Here is a 19,825-nt window from a genome sequence, read left to right as displayed (position 1 = left end):
AAGCGTTTCGTTTTACTTATACGATGAAGCCTAAAATTTTATACGCTTCTATAGTGCAAGATAAAAACCCTCCCCCTTTTAACCTAACTTGAATAAGATGATAAAAGAAATATTAATCATTCTTTTTATAAAAAGGGGGAGAAAAATTGATAATCAAAAAATCAAAACAAAGGTGTACTTCTCATTACCATCAAGGTAACTGTAAATGTTCCAGTAAGAAATCGTCGCCTTGCAGTTGCTGTGATCATGACATTACAATTATTAACAATTTTAACTGCTATCCTCCTATTCCGCCTACACCACCTCCCCCATCTCAAGTTTTAAATGTAGAAACTTCCCAATACACAGCACTATCAGATGGGGTAAAGACAATATATACGAATCAAGATAAAGAGCCACAGTTTAGCACTTCAGATATTTTAAATCCCAACGATGTATCTTATATCAATTTATTTATAAATGGCATATTACAACCTCCTACCATTTATAATGTTCAACCAGGAACGCTCACACTTCTTGTCGGTCCAAGCGAAGTGCCAAGAAATGGAGTCCCAATTATTTTACAATTTATTAAGATCTTTTCTAGTTAGTCAATAAAATCGCTAATAAGCCATGTATAACCCTTTTTACAATGATTCTCTCCAATTAAGCTAAACGTCGCTTCAAAAAAATCACGAAAGCATATTGTATGTAGAAGGGAGTAATTTTGGTATGGACAAATAAGGACATTAAATATAATACTCCCTAAAAAAGTAGGAGGGATCAATATGGCAATTGTTAAACAGTTTATGGGTGCAGAAAGGTTTGTTGCAACCATTGGGGATGGTACAGGTACTGGAGCAACGTTTAATATTCTTGCAACAGATTTCACAGATGATACAGGAGCGGCAGCTACAGCATTTCCAACTGCACCAGCATACTACAATCTGTATCTTAACGGTGTACTTCAAACAGCTGATACGTCATCACTAACTACAACTGAAATAACGATTCCAGATGGTGATACACTTAACTCTGGAGTTCCAGTAATTGTCGAATGCGTTGTAAACTAAGCCCTAAAAGGGAAAAAAAGATAGACTATAAGAAGTATAGCTTAGAAAAATTGCGGCTATCGCCAAGTTATTATGGCGATAGCCCTAGTTTTGCTTATACGATAATCCATAAAATCTGAACTTTCATTTTGCATTGTTCGGATTTTCTTATTGTCGATATGAGCTAAGATGGATGACTCAAAGCTAATTTAGCTCAAGAATCCATTTTTCATTAAAAAGTCAACTATCTCTTCTATTAACCCATCAGCTAGTGGCAATTTCGAATTTGTATATGTTCCCATATTCCCCTCGCGATCTTTCGGAGCGTCCTTTAAGATATGATTCATCTTTTCAAGCAATAATAATTCAGAGTTAGGTGCTGCTTCATGTAAGATGGTAGCTTCATCAGCAGGCACTTGTATGTCGCGCTCTCCTTGAACAATGAAAGTTGGTATTTGTAAATTAGCGATGACTGCTTTAGGATCATGTTTCATCCATGAAATTAAAAAAGGCTATACGGACGGTCGAAGTAATGGTTGTAATTCAGGCCTCACTTCATTTACCGTTTTTCCTTCTTTTAAATTTTGCAAAATGGCTTCACTTTCTCGAAGTAATTCTTTTGGAAGTTGTGACTGTGCACGTAATTGATCGTATATCCCTTCACCCGAGGGACTACCAAAACCAGCTAGTGAAATAAATACATCCATATCCTTTTCTAAAGTAGCAAGCATACCTACTAAAGAGCCTTGACTATGCCCGATAACACCAATTTTAGTGAATCGGTTATCTGCTTCTAATTTGTCTATAAAAGCGGCAGCGTCGTCTACAAATTGGTCAAACTGTATATCTCTTTCATCAATAATTGCTTGACTGTTTTTTCCAACCCCTCGTTTGTCATAACGAATTGTAGCAATACCTTGATCCGCTAATCCTTCTGCTAACAGTTTTAAACTATTATTCTTTCCAGCTATACCAACTGTATTACCGTCACGATCTGTTTGCCCAGATCCAGGAATAATGAGCATCACTGGGTAAGGCTCTTTCCCTTTAGGTTTCAGTAGCTCAGCAGACAATGTTCCAGCAGCTGTTTCTACTTGTAAAAATTCTTCGTCTTTCTCTGCAGTTTGTTTCGCTTTCGCTAATTGAAAGGGAAAAGATTGGCCATTTTGTTTAAATGTCCCCGTAATCTGCTCGGCTTCTATTTCCCCTTCAAATGAAATGAAATGATTTTGTACTTTTGTTATAAAAGTAATCGCTTTCTCCCCATCCTGTTTAACCGTTGTTAAAGGATAATCAAGCAACCCTTGAACGGGAATGCTCATCATTCCAGATAGTTCACTATCTTGCTTTTGCAAGGTCACTTCGATGCCTAAGGGCTGATTTGGAATTTCAATTGCGCCTTCATAATATCCAGCAACATCCACTTTCGCCTCTTTTTCCCTATCTGCCTTATCTGCAGACTCACACGCTGTTAACAGCAACCCAAAAAAAACGATGACGATAAAACACCATATTTTCTGCAAAAAACCCCTCCCTTTCCCTTATAAGCGAAGCATTATTTATCACATTAAAGATAACAATTATAAATCACCTCCACCACCTAAGATAGATCCCGCTCTATTATTGAATTTCATTTGTCTAGAAATTCCAACAGCGTCCCTTTCATTTACAAATTCCTTGTGATTTGATAGTCCAATTGCTTTTTCCGTAATTACTTTATTAACCAAGCTCGTTTTATTACTTCATTACAAAAACAATGACACGAGCCAAGGTGCTGCATACAACGTCATAAATTGCACCCCATAATTCACTCCTTTACGATGCAAAAATCCAGCCACAAGTGCTACAACAATAACACCAACTATATTTACAATTCCCGCATCCATATAGGCAAGCATAATGACAAGACCAAAAAATACACCTAACATAGCCTCATGTGGAATAAACCGAAATACGAAGGCACAAATTTGCTGTGCATATTTAATCGTAATATAAAACGTGATACTAATAGCAACAATGGCACCAATCAATGTAGCAACAATAAAATCAGACATAGACAACATATGGTGAAGATTATTTTCTTCTGTAAATACTGGTGGCGCATTAAACAAAGGACCACCCGGGCCAATTGCTGTAGGAGACAGAGGTAAACCTATGGCAATTAATGGGATAAGCGTCCCAGATAAATAAGCTGCGTTTGTCAGTCCATCCATACTGGAAATAGCTCGAGCCGCCTTTTTTACTGGGTCTTTTATTCGACTGGTTAACGTTTCACCAAGGAAAATGGTCATGCCAACAGGACTCATAAAAAAGGTGAGCACTCCTAAGATAGATGAGATCGAAGTTGTACCAATCTCCTTGCCGGTAAGGATTTTAAACGGATTTGGGAACCCTTTTACTTTTTCCGTTCGTCGCATCGCAATATCTTTTTTGCCAAAGCGTGGAAGCTTCCTTCTGCTCCTTCCATTAAGTAACTCTGCTAACTTTAAAATGACTGGGCCTATGGTTATTCCTAAAAAGAAGGATGTAAATACAGTTTGATCTTCAGGAACGATGCCTGTTTCCCAATAAAACATACGTAAGCCTTGAATCAGAAAAGCAAACGGTACAATGGAAAGCAGTGCAATCCAACGATGTTTCGTCATAAGCGCTAAAAAGATGGCACCGCCAAGAAAAATTTGGCTCGCGTATTGCGTGATTTCATCAGATAAGGGAGCGATTAAATTCGCCATTAATAAACTCATAGGTACAGCAATCACAGTACCAATAACGGAACCCGATGCCATTTTTCGAATGCTCAGCTCAGGCATGCCATGTTTTTTTAATACCATCGCATGCTCAACCATCGGTGCCGACATCACCCCACCAGGAATTCCGGCAATGGCAACTGGGATAGAATCGGTTAATTTTTTTGCAACAATTGCGGCTATAAAAAAGGCTAGAATAACAATGGGTTCAAAACCTGATAGCACTAGTACTAATGTAACCGGCGCCAAGACAGCGGTTTCATCTGTTCCAGGGGCTATTCCAATAATGGTATACAAAATAGCTCCTGCCACAGAAGCAGCTATCAATTGAATAATTAATACAGCATCCATTGTCTATTCCTCCTCCTCATCCATATAACGGAAATTTCGTTTCGGTTTAATGAGCAAACTGCTAATAATGAATCCTCCAACAGCACCAACTAGGCCAAATATAAGAGGTTTTGGTGGATCATTTGGTGCTATTATATAAGCACCGAGTGTTGTAATCGTAGATATAATAATCGCTATAACGAGATCTTTAATATGTACGAGGTCTTCCCACACCTCAATGTTTTCTTCTTCCTGTCTCTGTTGTGGCATATCGTTTTCTCCTTTACTTCAAACATAGTATCTGAAATTATATTATACAATGTACAGCTAAATTCTTGAAGTCGTTCACATGATAGAAATACATAACGATAACTTTCATTTCATCCTCCACTTTCTATTTCCCTGAAAACTCTTTCGCATATATATTAGCAAAAAGAAGCTGTAAAAAGGCACCGTCTCTTAGATATACTCTGAACCTTTTAACTTTTATGCTTTGCTATAGTGTAAAATAAAAATTTATCAATTATTACTATCCTTTTCTATAATTCGTACTGATTTTGCGTCCTTTAAATTGGTAGTTCCTCCAAGACGTTACATGGGTATTGCAAACTTTAGTAACTGTAACTGCACACATGTACAAAGTGATCTCACATTTTCTGTCCTCTAAATTTGACGTTGTTTTATCCAGTTAAAATGGTTTCTATATAAAAAAATAAGAGTTGTTCTAAATATTTATACCTGTTTTGGGAATGATAAACGCATAAAGCTCGTTACCTATCCAAATTTATTCATTGGAGTGAACAGGCATACACAAACAAGATATTATTCTTCCTATCCATACTTTATACCCACTTTCTTTGCTTATCCACCTAACCCTTTGTACAATAGAATTATCATAAGAGAAGTGAGGAATATAAATCATGAGCAAGAAAAATGTCGAAGATTATCTCACAGAAGGAATGTATGGAACGAGACTGCCCAAAGACCACGAACGAAAGCAATTTTTAGGCACATTACGTGAAAGAATTGTGCTTGCGCTTACGAAAGGACAGGTAATGTCCAATAAAGGTTTAGAACAACTTGAAGAAGCAATGAAAGAAAATCCCGAAGCAAAATTGATTATAAACGGCCATGTTTCCCATCGCTTTTTAACGGAAGAAAAGAAAATTGCAGATAAATACGGCATCTCCCACTCTACAATTACCAATGAGGAAGCGGAAGATACAAATATTGGAGCCGTTTTAACTTATGACTATGCCATTGATAAAGAAGACATTTTCATTCAAGAAGAAACAGAACAACCAGACGATGAAGAAGAAAAGAGAGAAGAAGACGGCTCCTTTTTCACTAAAATAAGAAGCTGGTTTGATTAACAAATGCACTTACTAGTAGCAGGTAGCTTGTAAAAACTACAAGCTACCTGATTTTTTAATGCAAAATCAGTAAAAATAATCTTTAGCTGCAAGTACTTTCTAGCCCATATTTAACTAATTAGGCATATCCGTTTTAAAAGGCACTTTCAACTAGCTTATTTTTTCAGTCGATACTCTGCTCGAGCTGTTTTATAAAACGAAGCAGCCATTAATAGTATCACGATCGAGAAAGGCAATGCAGCAATAATAAGCATGTTTTGCAACCCTTGCGTGCCACCAAAATAAACAATAATGGCAGCCAAGGCGGATTGCATGACACCCCACATAATCTTTACCGAATTACGAGGGTTCAACGTTCCGTTTGTGCTTAGCATTCCTAACACAAAGGTAGCGGAATCGGCAGAAGTAATAAAGAAAATAGCCACAACGAGGAGGGTAATTATTGACATAACAAACCCTAGTGGATATTGCTCTAAAACGCCAAAGGTGGACGTTTCAAGCGAAAACTCAGAAATCTTTGCCATGCCATTCTGTTCCAAGTTCAATGCGGAAACACCAAAAACAGAGAAAAAGATAAAACAAACGATGGATGGTACGGCGAGTACACCAATCATGAACTCCTTTACAGTTCTCCCTTTAGAAATACGCGCAATAAAAATGCCGACAAACGGAGCCCATGAAATCCACCAAGCCCAGTAAAAAATTGTCCAATTATTAATCCATGTTCGTTTATTTTCATCTTGCGGAGCTAAGCGTAAACTCATATCAAAAAAATCCGATACATAACTTCCTAAAGTATGTGTAAACATGTTCAATATATCTAAAGTCGGGCCTGCAAAAAACAACAGGAGTAATAACACAACAGCTAACCCCATATTGGCATTGCTCAAATATTTAATTCCTCTTCCGATTCCCGACCAGGAAGAAGCAATAAATAACACCGTTGCCGTACCTAAAATGAGTAGTTGCATCCAAAACGTTGCAGGAGTGTCAAATAAAAACGCTAATCCTCCGTTTATTTGCGCTGAACCAAATCCAAGTGTTGCGGCAACACCGATAACTGTCGCAAAAACTGAAAGTACATCGATCACTTTACCAAACATGCCACGCATGCTTTTCTCCCCAAATATGGGCATTAACGTCACACTAATCAGTCCAGGTTGATCTCGATGAAACTTAAAATAAGCCAACACGAGTGCAACAATACCATATACTGCCCACGCATGGATGCCCCAATGAAAAAATGTATACTTTAAACTTTCTCGAATAGCTTCGTCTGAACCAGGAGTCGGTCCAGGTGTACTTTTAAACGCATGAGAAATTGGTTCTGCTGTTGTCCAAAACACGAGTCCTATTCCCATTCCTGCACTAAATAACATTGCAAACCAAGATGGTAAACTAAATTCCGGATCATCTTTTTCTTTACCAAGCTTAATATTTCCATATCGTGAAAAAATGAGATAAATACTAAAAGCCAATATGACCATAACAGCTAGTAGATAATACCAGCCAAAATAATCGGATACTGCCGCCGTTACATTTGCTGTGAAATTTTCCAAGCCTATAGGCGCTACCGAACCCCAAACAACAACTGCAATACATATAACTAAGGAATACCAAAATACACTAGTGACATTCTTCATCCATTCACCTCTTCACTGATTTAAGGGCTTTTCGCTTTCACTAGCATTACGTATACCCCGTTTTTAAATAATTAAAACAACTTTTTTACACGTAAATACGCTTAAAAAGCCTAACATTCTTTCTTAACAAGTTATTGTTTGATTCATAATATATTTGGTTTCAAACATCATTTAGCCAATTTCATCCAATCTGTCATTACTTTTTTAAGCTTTTTTTGTAAGATAAGAATGTAAGATTGTATATGAAAAACGGCGCCATTTCCACCTTAAATTTTGGCAAAAAAGCATGTTTTATTAACGGTAAGGAGGTTGCTAATGTGAAGATAAACATTGATATTGATGCCAAACATAAGGACACATGCGTTACGATCCAAGCAAACGAATGGTCTAACGAGCTCAAAGCAATTGTGGATTATTTACAAGACAAAGAAGCTGCTCCAGCACGATTATTTGCAGTAGATAATGAACAAACGATTTTGTTACATCCACAGAAAATTGATTATATTTATGCTGCGAATAGAAAAATTTTTGCTGCTATCGGAGATAAACGTTTTGAAATAAGGATGAAATTATACGAAGCTGAAAAAACTTTAAAACATGCACATTTCATGCGCTTTTCAAAATCTGTTATTGGAAACGTACTTCGAATAGCGTATTTTGAACTACATTTTAATGGCAATCTATGTGTTTATTTTCAATCGGGTAATAAAGAATACGTGAACCATAAATATGTGAAAGCAATTAAAAGAAAACTAATGATGGGTGGAGAAAAAAATGTGGATTGAAGCCATAAAACGCTTAACAGTTGGCGTCGCTATTGCTGGATTAATCACGTTTATCGTGCTTACCGTTATTACCTTTCAAGACATCGAAATATCAATCATGCATTTTTGGAAAAGTTCGCTATCTACGCTATTCATAGCATCTTACTTTGCATTAGCATCATTTCTATTTGAACGAGAGCATTGGAGTCCATTAAAGCAAACAAGCATTCACTACCTGTTGTCAAATTTATTCTTTTTTCCCATAGCTATTTGGGCAGATTGGCTACGTATGTCCATCATATCATTACTATTCGCAATTGTAACCTTCACTATTCTATACGCTATCATTTGGATTATTGGCATCTGGATACAAAAAAGAAACGTCTTGCAATTGAATAAGGCAATAAAGTAATGCTTCAAACTTGAGTTTTTACCCTTCATTTATTTTCTATGTCCGAAAGACTTATAACAAGTTGACATCCACACTCTCGAAATGGTGCATCTTATGTCTGGAATAAAAAACTATCTTTAGAAAACGAAGGCTTGTCGTCAACGTTTTTATGGCGAGAAAACGCTATCGTTTCTAAAAAATTTTATGCAAGGTAACTGTTTATTTTCATCGTAGTCAGTGATTTATCCAATATACTTACGCATGATGGTTGCCCCAATTTTCTCTTTAATAGCTCCAGCTTTCTTGTAACGGGGATCGTTTGCTACAATAGTTATATACGGATACGGAGGGATACAATGCGATTAAAAAACAAACAAGTCATTGCACTTGTAGATCATGACTTTGAAGACTTGGAACTTTGGTATCCAGTCCTGCGTCTACAAGAAGAGGGAGCAACCGTTCATTTAGTAGGTAAGGAAGCTGAAAAAGTATACCATGGGAAATATGGTGTACCAGCTATTTCCGAATTCGCATTCTCTGACGTCTGCGTTGACGACTATGATGCTATTTTAGTCCCTGGAGGTTGGGCACCAGATAAATTGCGACGCTATTCAGAGGTAATTCAAATGGTACAAGCAATGAATGAACAACAAAAGCCAATCGGACAAATCTGCCATGCTGGATGGGTATTGATTTCAGCGAACATCTTAACCAATAAAAAAGTGACGAGCACTCCTGGCATTAAAGATGATATGATGAATGCAGGAGCTACTTGGATAAATGAGCCTGTCGTTGTTGACGGCCACCTCATTTCAAGTCGCAGACCACCAGACTTACCAGCTTATATGAAGACATTTTGTGATGTTTTAGCAGACAAAAACCAATAAAGCAGCCTTCGTTCTTTTAGACAAGATTTATCCAGCACACATCTTCTGAAGCTTGTAGTGGGAGTTTTACAACACGCACTATTCGGAATACATGTACATTGTTTTTAATAAGATAAACTATGCATACTCCTGTGAACCAAATACGGTATACAGGAGTATTTTTCCTATTCATCTACACTTTACACAAAGAAACCGTTTCCATATAATGAAAGAAAGAATCATCTGATAAAATCAATGTCACATTTAGAAAGAGACAATCTAGTATCTCTTGTCTTGTTAATGGAACGAATTGAACGTAGAAGGCCGTTTTGCTTCCACTTTATCCTCAGAATTTGGAAAAAGGAAGCCTTACAGCAATACAAAAAGGGGAACAAGGAGGGGCATGATGAAGAAAGTAAAAGAAGGGGAATTACTATGGGAACCAAGTTCAGAGAGAAAAGCAGCCGCAAAAATAAACAGCTACATGCAATGGCTACATGAACATAAAAATTTGTATTTTCAGGATTATCACAGTTTATGGAATTGGTCTGTAAAAGAAATAAAAGTATTTTGGGAAAGTATTTGGGAGTATTTCGATTTGCAAGCAAAAAAAGACTATCAAACTGTGTTGTCTTCACATCATATGCCAGGAGCAAAATGGTTTCCTGAAGCGACTGTGAACTATACAGAGCACATTTTTCGAAATAGATGCCATTCGGATCAACCAGCTATCATCCATACCTCTGAACGTAGAAAAGTGTCTGAAGTCTCTTGGCACAAATTGTATCAAGATACAATAGCTATACAACAAACATTGAAACGGCAGGGCATTCAAAAAGGAGACCGTGTCGTTGCTTATATACCAAATATTTATGAAGCTGTCGTTGCCTTCCTAGCTACTGCAAGCCTCGGAGCAGTATGGTCGAGTGCTTCTCCAGATTTCGGCACGCAAAGTGTTATTGATCGGTTTCAACAAATTGAACCGACGTTATTTTTAACGGTAGACGGTTACCAATATGGCGGTAAAATATTTGACAGAACAGACGTAGTAGCAGAAATTCAATCCAGTCTGCCAACCTTAAAAGCGACGATCGCTATTTCCTATTTAGATGATCAGGCTACCTTTTCTTCATTAAAACATGTTGTGCATTGGGAAAAAGCAATCAGCCAGGCAGTCAAAGGTGATATTGAATATACACATGTTGCGTTTAATGATCCTTTATGGGTACTCTTTTCTTCTGGAACGACTGGAAAACCGAAGCCGATCGTTCACAGTCAAGGCGGTATTTTATTAGAACATTTTAAAGCATTGACATTTCATGCTGACCTCGGAGAAAGTGACCGCTTTTTTTGGTTTACCACAACGGGATGGATGATGTGGAACTTTCTAGTAGGTGGTCTACTGACTGGAAGTACGATTATCTTATATGATGGAAATCCTGCTTACCCTTCCAAAGAAAGATTATGGAAATTAGCGGAAGAAACGAAAATGACCGTGTTTGGAACAAGTGCAAGTTATATTACAGCTTGCATGAAGGACGCTATAAAACCGTATCAACAATATGACTTGAGCCATTTAAAGAACATAAGCTCTACCGGATCACCACTTCCACCTGAAGGTTTTCTATGGTGTTATGAAAATGTAAAAAAAGACCTGTGGATTGCCTCTGCCAGCGGTGGTACGGATGTATGTACGGCGTTTATTCTGGGCGTACCTACTTTACCAGTCTATGCTGGCGAATTGCAGTGCCGTGGCTTAGGAGCTAAAATTGAAGCTTTTGATGATAATGGTGTGCCTCTTATTGAGGAAGTTGGTGAACTTGTCTTAACAGAGCCTTTTCCTTCCATGCCAATCTATTTTTGGAATGATCCAGATGGGGCACGTTTAAGAGATAGCTATTTTGACATGTTCTCAGGTATATGGCGACATGGTGATTATTTAAAAATAACGGAACGAAACACGTGCGTCATCTATGGAAGATCAGATGCAACTATTAATCGCGGTGGCGTTCGAATTGGAACGAGTGAAATATATCGAGCAGTTGATCGCATTCCAGACATTGAGGATAGTTTAATTGTAGATATTCCTAGTCCAGACAGTGATTCATTTGTTCCTTTATTCGTCGTTATGAAAGATGGATACCTATTAACAGACGACCTAAAACAGAAAATCAACCAACATATTCGTGCCCATTGCTCTCCACGTCACGTTCCTACTGCTATTTATGAAGTACCAGAATTACCAAGAACGTTAAACGGTAAAAAACTAGAGATTCCCGTAAAGAAGATTTTACAAGGAAAACCAATGGAACAAATTGTTAACAAAGGATCCTTGCACAATGCAAGCGCATTGGATGCATTCTTTCAGTTTAAAGAAAAAATGAAGATTTAAACAAATAAGCCCCCTTATCTATTTGAAAAACTTGACTTGTCTTCAAGTTTGTGGCGAAGCCTTTGTTTTTCTTATACTATAAACCATAAAATAAGGGGGCTAATTCTTGATAGCCACTTGCAAGGGATTAACACGCGAATCTAACTAGCAATTATAACACACGCATCCTCGCTGTTTGCTTTTGCGTAAGTAAGCTAACCACGACATAAACAAAGAAAGAAATGACGACTGGCATAACCACCGAATGGAGACCGAATGGCTGTGGAAAGAATAGATCAGAGATGATATACAATCCTACGCCAGTAACCATGGATGCAAGCGCGCCATATTTATTGCCTTTTTGCCAATACAATCCAAGCACAATCGGCCAAATAAATGCTGCCTCCAAGCCACCAAAAGCAAATAGATTTAACCAAATAATTAGGTCAGGCGGGTTTAAAGCCATCAAGAAGATAATTACACCAAGTAAAGCCGTAATCCCTATGCTTAAACGTTTAATCGTCTGTTGAGAGGCATCTGGCTTCACATAGTTTAAGTACACATCCTTCACGATCGTTGAGCTTACTAGAAGTAATAACGAATCTACCGTTGACATAATCGCTGCCATAGGGGCAGCAAGTACAATTCCTGCTAACCAATTTGGCATCACTTCTAAAGCAATTAATGGCATCACCTTATCACCAACTTCAATGCCTGGTAAGATAGGTCTAGCAAAAACACCGATTAAATGCATATTAAGCATAATAAACCCTACTACAACGGTACCAATAATAATTGCACGATGCATCGATCGAGCGTTTTTGTAAGACATAGCTCGTACAGCAATTTGTGGTAAAGCAACCACACCTACACCAACTAAAATCCAAAATGAGGATACATAAGTAGGTGTTAATTGCCCTTCGGAACCATAAGGAGTAATTAGATTCGGGTTTTCAGCAGTTAATTCAGCAATAAGTGCTGGGACTCCACCACCTGCGATAATGACTGCAATGAGCAAAATAAGTGTACCACCAAACATGATACTTCCTTGAATCGCATCTGTTAATGCTACAGCTCGAAATCCGCCAACCGTAACATAAATTAATACAGCTACAGCAAAAATGAATAATGCGCTCGTATAGTCAATTCCAATAAGCGATTCAATTAATCTTGCACCGCCAATCCATTGCGCAGCCATCGCTGAAAATAAGAAAATAATAATACTAAGTGCCGAGAAAATAACGACCCACTTAGATTGATAGCGTGCCTTTAAGAAATCCACCATCGTTAAAGCTTTATACTTTCTTGTAACAACAGCAAATTTCTTTCCCAAAATCATTAAAACAAAGTAACCAGTTGCTACTTGCGACATGGCGAGTAACACCCAACCAAGCCCTTCATTATAAGCTGTTCCAGGTCCACCAATAAAACTGCTTGCGCTCCCATACGTTGCAGTCATTGTCATAGCGAGCACGAATCCCCCGAGACTTCTGCCACCTAAAAAGTAATCCTGTGCAAAATTAGTAGATGACTTTAAGTAGCCGCCTGCCCATATTCCTGCTCCAAAAATAATAATAAGTATTGCAATTAGCGGTATGAGTGATTCCCAATTCATTCTTCTTCCATCTCCTCATCAAATGGAATGGCTACGAAATATTTCTTTACAATGACTGTTACGAGCACCGCCATAACCATAAACCCAAGGATACAGCTATAGAAGAACCATGCAGGAAAGCCGAGAATATATGTATATTGATTAGGTTCTTTCTTACCCAAGCCATAAGCGAAAGCAAACCACCATATAAAATTAAAAATAACCAAACCTACGCCTATCCACGCTTCTCGATTGGCGATTTTTTCATCCTGCTTCTTCAAAGACTTCACTCCTTATACGTTTCTACAAGTTTCATTAACATTAATATATCGTAATTATTTCATGAATGTAAAGAATGGGAAAGATAAATGTCTTTGAGAATAGCTTATAGATGCTACTCCAACAATGTACAAAAATGACTGTTTAAGTATGTAGAATTTGAATGAGTAACTGCATAAACGTTTCCGAAGTACATATTATGTACATTAAGATAATTATAAACATAGATTTGAACCTATCGTGACTTAAGTCATGAGAGGTTCAAAATATCTTCTTTTACCACTCCTACGGTAGCATAAGATATTTTCTTGTAGATACCCCTAACATTTCTTTTTTAACGTTTTTAGCCAAGAAGTCTCCATCTTCAAGCGTGTGAAGGGTGAAATCCGTGTTGTGACAACCATTTCTTTGATGGCTGCATTTCTTTTGCTCCTGGGTATGCATGCCTTCTAAAAGGGTCTAAACCAGCTCTTTCAGCTGTGCAAAATACAGCTCATATTGGTCTAATAAGCTGTACAGTTCTTTCTTGGCAGAACGTAAGCCGATTTTAAAAAAAGATAGCTCCCTACTCGCTAATTTAAATTTATTGACATTAAAATACACCTTGTAGGTACGTTGAAGGTTTCATATACCATCCATTTACCATTTTGCTAAGGTGTATTTTCTGAAGCTTTTTTTACTTTTTAACGTAATTCCGAACCCCTCTACAAGCGTTAAAGCTTGTAGAAAGAAAATAGAGTGCAAAAACCAGTTCCTACGTAAAAGATTAAGCGTACCAAAAGCGGACATCTAAGGTTAAGACGCTCCGAAGTAACGCGTAAGGAGACGGAAGGTTACTTTCGTCGTGAAACTTACCATCTTCAAGCTAAGAGGGAATAGTTCATACATGCTAACCTTTAAACACACAAGAAATTTTGAAGTGATTCAAATAACATTGTGAGGGGAGTATTCATTTTTGATATGACGCAGAAATAGGCTTAGGGGCCTTAAAAACAAATCGTGGCTCACACTCTTTTCCTAACAATTCAATCGTCACATCAGAAAAAGCATAAATATTTAAACAAACTGCTATACGTATGCTGATCCCCATGCAACATTTGCAATTTTGTTCATGAGAAATATATTCTGCTTTGCATTTCATTTTTAAAACATTACAAGAAATGTCTGTTCCATTTGGAGCGCACATATAAAAAGTCTCTACTTCCCAAAAAGGGCAAACATACCAACCGCATCGTACTCCCTTTTCATTTAAAAATTCCAGTGTTATAAAACCTTGAATTAAAATTTCTACTTCTTGTAGTTTAACAATATGCCCATTCATTATTACTTCTATGCTCTCACGTTTAGAAGGGTTTGAATGCTCCGTACAACTAATTGCTCCTTCTTCCAAAATATTTAACGGGTTTCCTTCATGATCAGATAAAAAACAATTTATGTGCTCACATTCTTTTTCGGCTATTTCAGGTCTATATACAATTTGAATATCTAAATTTCCCTTACAATAATTAATTGCAGTATCGCCTTTACATTGTGCTTCAATTAATTGTAAATCACATACTGTGGCACTTATTGATTGCCCACCAGTTAACGTAGTCTTATAATCACCATTGATAAATAGTTCAATTTCTCCTTCACATTTTTTATCAATGACAACTACAAATGTGCTAAGGACGCCTTTTAACTCTACACCACTCCAAAGAGTCGACCTTGTTCCATCACTAGGAACATTAAATTTGAAACAGATGTTATCCTGAATACACATTCCCTTTTTAATGGGTACTTTTTCTTTTAATTTAATGTTCGTTAGCTCACTTATCCAATCATACACCCTACTTACACGTACACATTGTAAATCAGGTTGATAACTCATCTTACTTTTCCTCTCATATAGTATATTTAGACGGTAGATTTCGCCCACTATTTTTCACATTTTATTTGTTATGAATATCTTACACTTTATATAGTGCAAAAATTATATCTCTATTGAATGCGCTACTACGACGAATCAAATTTAAATGTTAGGAAAGCGTAAATATATGAAGGTTAGATAACTTTTATATCCATTCATTAAATTTAAGCAATTTATATTTTATTACTGCTTTTGTTACCTGTTGATTTTTTAAAGCATTCAGGTCACAACTTTATAACCTCATATTAAAATATTTTATATTTGACGTATCACCGCAATTTTTTCAAATCCATTAAAAATAAATTATATTCAAAATTATGCTAATGCTATTATTTAAAGAATTTTAGTGATTGGACTTTATATCAATTCGGTAATAAATCCAAGCTTATAATGAAAAATATGACTTGATACTTTGTGGTAACTAGCAGTAGACTATCCATTTTAAGAATCCTCTTTATGATTATTTTGTAAGGATTTTATATTTAATAGAATTCTTAACATTCTTCACTTTACAACATTCATCAAGTTTATTTGTTGAAAATTCCCAAGGAAGGAATATTCTCTTCCTTGGGGGAATTCATTCCTTTCATATGATGAATGATACACTGCATAAAAGTTGTGCAAATCTATTTCTATGATAACCTCAAAAATATCTCAGTAAACCCATCTTGCTGTTTTGGGTAGCAACTACTTTAAATTATCCTTTTGAGACTCTAACCAATTTATTTAATGGCTGTTTTTCAACTAACTCTGTTTTAAATTATACAAGAGTGTCATCTATCCTGATTATCGTCAAGGCTGCACCTTGACCACTTTGCAATGTGGCTGCACCTAATAAACCAAATAACTGTAGTGTAATCGTGCTGCCTGCATTTAAATTTGTTATAACATCTGCACTTAAACTACTTACTGATACAACAGGACTTCTTTGGGAACTAGTCAAAGGAACGTTATTTACCAGTATACGTGCACCTATTAATAATGCTAAGGTAAAGTTTACATTGTACGAAATATAGTAACGCCCTACGGATGGAATTGTAAAAACTGTATTCGCACCATTTACCGTAATATTATTTAAATTTTGAGAATTTGGTAAAGGAACCGGCGTTCCACCAAGTACTACGGCAATTAATGATTGTGAGGTATTTGCTGCAAATCCTGACGTTTCAGTAATGACTTCTCCTGTTGGACCCGTGGCTCCTGTCGCTCCTGTCGCTCCTGTCGCCCCCGCTGGACCCGTGACTCCTGTCGCCCCCGCTGGACCCGTGACTCCTGTCGCTCCTGCTGGACCCGTGGATCCTGTTGCTCCATCTGCTCCCGCTGGACCTGTGGCTCCTGTTGCTCCTGGTGGGCCTGTCGCTCCTGTTGGACCGACGGGGCCTCTAGGTCCTCTTACGCAACCACCACAGTAACTATTATCAAATCTTATATTTGACAAACAAATCACCTCTTTTTTCGTTTTAAGAGCATTTATTATTTGAAAATAATTGTATTTACATTGTTTTAGCCTTCCCCTTCATAACCCTTAGTGAAGTAAATCAAAGACTTGAACTTCATATTTCTTAAAAAATTCAAAAAATAATACTCTGTCAAAGTTTATTATTTTAAAACCTTATTGAATACATACTCATATCTTTTAATTGCTATCTATTTCATAGCGAGGAGTAATACAGATTTGCCCAGATGATATGTTACCCGGATTGCCTATTGGTATCGTAACTTCAATACGTGTAAAATTATTACTAGTAAACCCTACACTACTTCCTTCATATACTGTTAACGAATTACCGACTTGTATATTATTATTAAAAAATTTAAATATAACAAAATCTGAGTTCCCTTCATCATACGCTAAAAAACCCGAAGCAAAAATTTTTACATTTGGAGAAACATATACATCTTGGCTATTAGCTTCTGGTACACTCCAACCTGTACATATACGATCCATCACAAATGTAGAGGGTTCTTTTTCACAACTATATGAGCAACAAAAACTGCTACAACAACAAGACATTTTTATTATCACACCCTTCATAAATAGCCTTTTATGATAATCGAATAACAGAAAGCGAAGCGCCTGTTGCTCCTCCTCCTAATAAGGTAGCAACACCTATAATCCCAAATAGTTGCAATGAAATAGTGTCATTCTGATTTAAAAAAAGTATGACATCACTGTTGAAATTGGAAGTGGAAATAATGGGTGAAATTATAGAACCTGGTATTGGACTTCCATTTCTTATTAATCTCGTATTCGAAAGAAGGGTTGCCGTCGTATTTACTTGATAGGTTAGATAATATCTGCCACTTACCGGTACTGTAAAAATAGTATTTGCCCCATTTACTACAAACCCATCAAGATCTTGATTGTTTGGCAAAGATACAAGGGTCCCTCCAAGAACTACTACAATTGTAGTTCCAGTAGTATTGGAAGCATACATAGAGTTATTCGTAACATCTTTATTTGTAAAATTAGATTTATCATTGCAAAACGGTATTTGAGCACACATCGACAAAAATGCCCCCTTTCAAAACTAAGTATTTTATCCGATTATTAAAATTTATAATTAATTGAAAAGGATATTTTCACATTCGAGCTACCAGTTCCGCTTCCTACAATCCCAATAGAATTAACTCCCTCTAAAGTTATAGAACGACACTCACCAGGATCCACCACAAAACCTGAAACTGCTGCACCATTTACATATAGTTCTGCTGTAGGTGATCCAACTACCAATCCATTGTTCTCAATTACAATAGTTCCATTTATGATAAAAGTAGATGCGTTTTCCCAAACAGAAATTGTGTAGTAGCTGTATCTTCTAAAGAAATCGTGCAACAAACCGAATCATTATTACAAAGTCCCAATTGCGCCATCATATACCATCTCCTTTTTGTATTCATCATATTTTATGAGTGGTGCAATAAATTGGAGTGGATGAATGTGTTTTTAATAGAAAAAATGTACGCGCGTCTACTAGCACTAGAATTAAAACATATACCTGTTAAATAACATGGGAAATAACTTTATATTTTAATATTGCAGTCTGTGATTCCGACTCAAAACTTCAAAAAATAACAATCATTTTATGTGAAAACACATCGAAAGACAAAAAAAATAATAGATATCCTATGATGGATACTAGTTTCTAAGCATTAGGATATCTAGAGGGGGTTTTGCTGATTTTAAAAAAATAAATTGAATCTTGGCAAAAAAACACCAGTATCAAATCAGCTGATCAAGTTAGTAGTGTTGTAAAAAATACGGGGAAAGTATTAATTTATTCACCCTTTTTCAGCACATTAATATACTATTTACGAAACATTAATATATGACAAATGCGGATTTATTAAGACTTAAAAAATATTTTTAGTTGTAGCAACTTATCACCGTTTTCGCATTTGAAACTAGATAACCTATTTGATGTTTTATTTACATTAAAAGAAGCCTTACTCGGAGGTGTTTGCTACGATGCAGGAAAATAATATAGCTGGAGGTCAGGAGCTCCTATGTATTAATACAGAGAAAGTATATGACTGGATTTTAAATGAATCCTTATTTGATTTGAAATTAATGGATTTACATTTGCCATTAAATCCGAATACTGGTGAACATTTAACATGCGAAGATATTGATGTAGACACTGTAACATGTAAAGTTACACCTAATTGTGTGGAACCAATATCTATTTTAAGCCGTGTAGACCAAAACTTTATAATTGATGGAACTGAAGTAACGCTACAACTAATAAATATCCAAAAAAATTTTAAGGTAACAGTTTTTGTAGATTTAATTTCAGAATTAGGAGAAGGAACAATTGAAGTATGCGAAGCAGAGTTCACTCGTTGCGAACAGGTAGTTCTTTGCGCCCCTGAAGGAACAGATATTGATGTATATTTCATAGATTTAGATTGTTTTGTATGTACTGCTACTTGTGACCAGATAACACATCCAAACCAAATTGATATTACGCTACAAGTTCGTCTTTGTCAAAGCATCCAATCCACGTATGACGTTACCCTAGAAATTATAGCAGAGTTCTGTGAACCAAGAGATAGTCTTCCAATTGCTCCATGCCCAACTCCATCTATGCCACCACAATGTCCTGTTATATTCCCACACAATTGCGATTATTAGCATAGCGAGAAAGGGGCTGTTGCACAATCAGGTAATTGATTGTGTAACAGCTTTTTTGTGTATACACAAAAAAACAGGCCACAAAGAGCCTGTTCTCATGTATTATTAATTTATGACCAATAAACAAATAACACAAACCCAGTATACGCAAACTGCAGCAAATTATCAATTATATTTACCGATGGATGTAGAAGAAATGATTCCTATGGATGATTCGGTCCGGCTCCACTGCCTCTTATGTGAAAGGATGGATTATAGAGAACTACTACAGGCATACGCTTCCAAAGGGAGAAAACCAGCAGTCGATCCAGTCATTCTATTTAAGGTCATTACCTACGCAGCCTCGCAAAAAATCTACTCTTCCCGAGGGATAGAAAAAGCATGTCGTCGGG

Annotated in this window: 21 protein-coding genes and 1 pseudogene; 9 read left to right on the top strand and 13 right to left on the bottom strand. The window is 36.6% G+C overall.

Annotation, left to right across the window (positions count from 1 at the left end):
* Nucleotides 1-146 precede the first annotated feature (146 nt).
* Together BUB45_RS05825 and BUB45_RS05820 are read left to right on the top strand one after the other, a co-directional pair.
* Nucleotides 147-590, top strand: a complete 444-nt coding sequence (locus tag BUB45_RS05825) for a DUF4183 domain-containing protein (RefSeq protein ID WP_073006265.1) — start codon at nucleotides 147-149, stop codon at nucleotides 588-590.
* Between the two features lie 177 nt (nucleotides 591-767).
* A complete protein-coding gene (locus tag BUB45_RS05820) occupies nucleotides 768-1,052 on the top strand; it encodes a DUF4183 domain-containing protein (RefSeq protein ID WP_073006263.1) in 285 nt (94 codons plus the stop codon).
* A 188-nt stretch (nucleotides 1,053-1,240) separates the two neighbouring features.
* On the opposite strand, the gene BUB45_RS19335 is transcribed toward BUB45_RS05820, so the two are convergent.
* From BUB45_RS19335 to BUB45_RS05805, 5 genes are read right to left on the bottom strand one after another with little or no spacing between them, the layout of a single operon-like run.
* Nucleotides 1,241-1,525, bottom strand: a complete 285-nt coding sequence (locus tag BUB45_RS19335) for an alpha/beta hydrolase family protein (RefSeq protein WP_139300097.1) — start codon at nucleotides 1,523-1,525, stop codon at nucleotides 1,241-1,243.
* Between the two features lie 18 nt (nucleotides 1,526-1,543).
* Nucleotides 1,544-2,554 (bottom strand): alpha/beta hydrolase, encoded by a 1,011-nt coding sequence (locus tag BUB45_RS05815; protein ID WP_084723554.1) that lies wholly within the window; start codon nucleotides 2,552-2,554, stop codon nucleotides 1,544-1,546.
* Nucleotides 2,555-2,611: 57 nt separating this feature from the next.
* Nucleotides 2,612-2,758: a hypothetical protein gene (locus BUB45_RS19765; protein WP_170861717.1), complete on the bottom strand. Its 147-nt coding sequence runs from the start codon at nucleotides 2,756-2,758 to the stop codon at nucleotides 2,612-2,614.
* An 18-nt stretch (nucleotides 2,759-2,776) separates the two neighbouring features.
* On the bottom strand, nucleotides 2,777-4,129 hold the full coding sequence (locus BUB45_RS05810) for a tripartite tricarboxylate transporter permease (RefSeq protein WP_073006261.1): 1,353 nt from the start codon (nucleotides 4,127-4,129) through the stop codon (nucleotides 2,777-2,779).
* A 3-nt stretch (nucleotides 4,130-4,132) separates the two neighbouring features.
* A complete protein-coding gene (locus tag BUB45_RS05805; RefSeq protein ID WP_073006259.1) occupies nucleotides 4,133-4,378 on the bottom strand; it encodes a hypothetical protein in 246 nt (81 codons plus the stop codon).
* Between the two features lie 650 nt (nucleotides 4,379-5,028).
* Between BUB45_RS05805 and BUB45_RS05800 the strand changes: the two genes are divergently transcribed.
* Nucleotides 5,029-5,481, top strand: coding sequence for a YueI family protein (locus BUB45_RS05800; protein ID WP_073006257.1), 453 nt, complete (start codon nucleotides 5,029-5,031; stop codon nucleotides 5,479-5,481).
* A gap of 155 nt (nucleotides 5,482-5,636) precedes the next feature.
* Here BUB45_RS05800 and BUB45_RS05795 read toward each other — a convergent pair whose 3' ends face one another.
* Complete coding sequence (locus tag BUB45_RS05795; RefSeq protein WP_073006255.1) at nucleotides 5,637-7,124, bottom strand: BCCT family transporter; 1,488 nt, start codon at nucleotides 7,122-7,124, stop codon at nucleotides 5,637-5,639.
* A 317-nt stretch (nucleotides 7,125-7,441) separates the two neighbouring features.
* Between BUB45_RS05795 and BUB45_RS05790 the strand changes: the two genes are divergently transcribed.
* The 4 genes from BUB45_RS05790 to BUB45_RS05775 all read left to right on the top strand — a co-directional run bounded on the left by BUB45_RS05790 (nucleotide 7,442) and on the right by BUB45_RS05775 (nucleotide 11,537).
* Complete coding sequence (locus BUB45_RS05790) at nucleotides 7,442-7,909, top strand: LytTR family DNA-binding domain-containing protein (protein ID WP_073006253.1); 468 nt, start codon at nucleotides 7,442-7,444, stop codon at nucleotides 7,907-7,909.
* Entirely contained in the window at nucleotides 7,899-8,300 is a 402-nt protein-coding gene (locus BUB45_RS05785; RefSeq protein ID WP_073006251.1) for a DUF3021 domain-containing protein, read from the top strand. Before BUB45_RS05790 ends, BUB45_RS05785 begins: the two co-directional genes overlap by 11 nt.
* A gap of 335 nt (nucleotides 8,301-8,635) precedes the next feature.
* Nucleotides 8,636-9,166 (top strand): type 1 glutamine amidotransferase domain-containing protein, encoded by a 531-nt coding sequence (locus BUB45_RS05780; RefSeq protein WP_073006249.1) that lies wholly within the window; start codon nucleotides 8,636-8,638, stop codon nucleotides 9,164-9,166.
* Between the two features lie 385 nt (nucleotides 9,167-9,551).
* Nucleotides 9,552-11,537: an acetoacetate--CoA ligase gene (locus BUB45_RS05775; protein WP_073006247.1), complete on the top strand. Its 1,986-nt coding sequence runs from the start codon at nucleotides 9,552-9,554 to the stop codon at nucleotides 11,535-11,537.
* A 151-nt stretch (nucleotides 11,538-11,688) separates the two neighbouring features.
* Here BUB45_RS05775 and panF read toward each other — a convergent pair whose 3' ends face one another.
* The 7 genes and pseudogenes from panF to BUB45_RS05740 form a co-directional block, all read right to left on the bottom strand.
* The gene (gene panF, locus BUB45_RS05770) at nucleotides 11,689-13,131 is read right to left on the bottom strand and encodes a sodium/pantothenate symporter (RefSeq protein WP_073006246.1); all 1,443 of its coding nucleotides are present in this window, start codon (nucleotides 13,129-13,131) and stop codon (nucleotides 11,689-11,691) included.
* Nucleotides 13,128-13,400, bottom strand: coding sequence for a YhdT family protein (locus BUB45_RS05765; protein ID WP_425303956.1), 273 nt, complete (start codon nucleotides 13,398-13,400; stop codon nucleotides 13,128-13,130). The genes panF and BUB45_RS05765 overlap by 4 nt, the downstream gene beginning before the upstream one ends.
* A gap of 938 nt (nucleotides 13,401-14,338) precedes the next feature.
* Nucleotides 14,339-15,259 carry a BMQ_0737 family morphogenetic spore coat protein gene (locus BUB45_RS05760; RefSeq protein WP_073006244.1) on the bottom strand — a complete coding sequence of 307 codons (921 nt, stop codon included), beginning with the start codon at nucleotides 15,257-15,259 and terminating at the stop codon, nucleotides 14,339-14,341.
* Between the two features lie 799 nt (nucleotides 15,260-16,058).
* Entirely contained in the window at nucleotides 16,059-16,736 is a 678-nt protein-coding gene (locus tag BUB45_RS05755) for a BclA C-terminal domain-containing protein (protein ID WP_073006243.1), read from the bottom strand.
* A gap of 198 nt (nucleotides 16,737-16,934) precedes the next feature.
* Complete coding sequence (locus BUB45_RS05750) at nucleotides 16,935-17,312, bottom strand: S-Ena type endospore appendage (RefSeq protein WP_342068342.1); 378 nt, start codon at nucleotides 17,310-17,312, stop codon at nucleotides 16,935-16,937.
* A gap of 31 nt (nucleotides 17,313-17,343) precedes the next feature.
* A complete protein-coding gene (locus tag BUB45_RS05745; RefSeq protein WP_073006241.1) occupies nucleotides 17,344-17,805 on the bottom strand; it encodes a BclA C-terminal domain-containing protein in 462 nt (153 codons plus the stop codon).
* A 44-nt stretch (nucleotides 17,806-17,849) separates the two neighbouring features.
* Nucleotides 17,850-18,172 (bottom strand): annotated as a pseudogene (locus BUB45_RS05740) (DUF3992 domain-containing protein).
* 595 nt (nucleotides 18,173-18,767) lie between these two features.
* Between BUB45_RS05740 and BUB45_RS05735 the strand changes: the two are divergent.
* Nucleotides 18,768-19,433 carry a BMQ_0737 family morphogenetic spore coat protein gene (locus tag BUB45_RS05735; RefSeq protein ID WP_073006239.1) on the top strand — a complete coding sequence of 222 codons (666 nt, stop codon included), beginning with the start codon at nucleotides 18,768-18,770 and terminating at the stop codon, nucleotides 19,431-19,433.
* Nucleotides 19,434-19,545: 112 nt separating this feature from the next.
* Nucleotides 19,546-19,825 (top strand): transposase (locus BUB45_RS05730; RefSeq protein WP_139300096.1); only part of this gene is annotated, 280 nt, incomplete at its 3' end.

Origin of the sequence: Virgibacillus chiguensis (genome assembly GCF_900129865.1) — a bacterium.
Taxonomy (GTDB): Bacteria; Bacillota; Bacilli; order Bacillales; family Amphibacillaceae; genus Virgibacillus; species Virgibacillus chiguensis.
This window is presented reverse-complemented; position numbering and strand designations above follow the sequence as displayed.

Excerpts from the sequence above, each read along its gene's own strand:
- BUB45_RS05820 (WP_073006263.1), top strand. The coding sequence starts at position 768 with ATGGCAATTGTTAAACAGTTTATGGGTGCAGAAAGGTTTGTTGCAACC.
- BUB45_RS19335 (WP_139300097.1), bottom strand. The coding sequence starts at position 1,525 with ATGAAACATGATCCTAAAGCAGTCATCGCTAATTTACAAATACCAACT.
- BUB45_RS05810 (WP_073006261.1), bottom strand. The coding sequence starts at position 4,129 with ATGGATGCTGTATTAATTATTCAATTGATAGCTGCTTCTGTGGCAGGA.
- BUB45_RS05805 (WP_073006259.1), bottom strand. The coding sequence starts at position 4,378 with ATGCCACAACAGAGACAGGAAGAAGAAAACATTGAGGTGTGGGAAGAC.
- BUB45_RS05800 (WP_073006257.1), top strand. The coding sequence starts at position 5,029 with ATGAGCAAGAAAAATGTCGAAGATTATCTCACAGAAGGAATGTATGGA.
- BUB45_RS05795 (WP_073006255.1), bottom strand. The coding sequence starts at position 7,124 with ATGAAGAATGTCACTAGTGTATTTTGGTATTCCTTAGTTATATGTATT.
- BUB45_RS05785 (WP_073006251.1), top strand. The coding sequence starts at position 7,899 with ATGTGGATTGAAGCCATAAAACGCTTAACAGTTGGCGTCGCTATTGCT.
- BUB45_RS05780 (WP_073006249.1), top strand. The coding sequence starts at position 8,636 with ATGCGATTAAAAAACAAACAAGTCATTGCACTTGTAGATCATGACTTT.
- BUB45_RS05775 (WP_073006247.1), top strand. The coding sequence starts at position 9,552 with ATGAAGAAAGTAAAAGAAGGGGAATTACTATGGGAACCAAGTTCAGAG.
- panF (WP_073006246.1), bottom strand. The coding sequence starts at position 13,131 with ATGAATTGGGAATCACTCATACCGCTAATTGCAATACTTATTATTATT.
- BUB45_RS05760 (WP_073006244.1), bottom strand. The coding sequence starts at position 15,259 with ATGAGTTATCAACCTGATTTACAATGTGTACGTGTAAGTAGGGTGTAT.
- BUB45_RS05750 (WP_342068342.1), bottom strand. The coding sequence starts at position 17,312 with ATGTCTTGTTGTTGTAGCAGTTTTTGTTGCTCATATAGTTGTGAAAAA.
- BUB45_RS05745 (WP_073006241.1), bottom strand. The coding sequence starts at position 17,805 with ATGTGTGCTCAAATACCGTTTTGCAATGATAAATCTAATTTTACAAAT.
- BUB45_RS05735 (WP_073006239.1), top strand. The coding sequence starts at position 18,768 with ATGCAGGAAAATAATATAGCTGGAGGTCAGGAGCTCCTATGTATTAAT.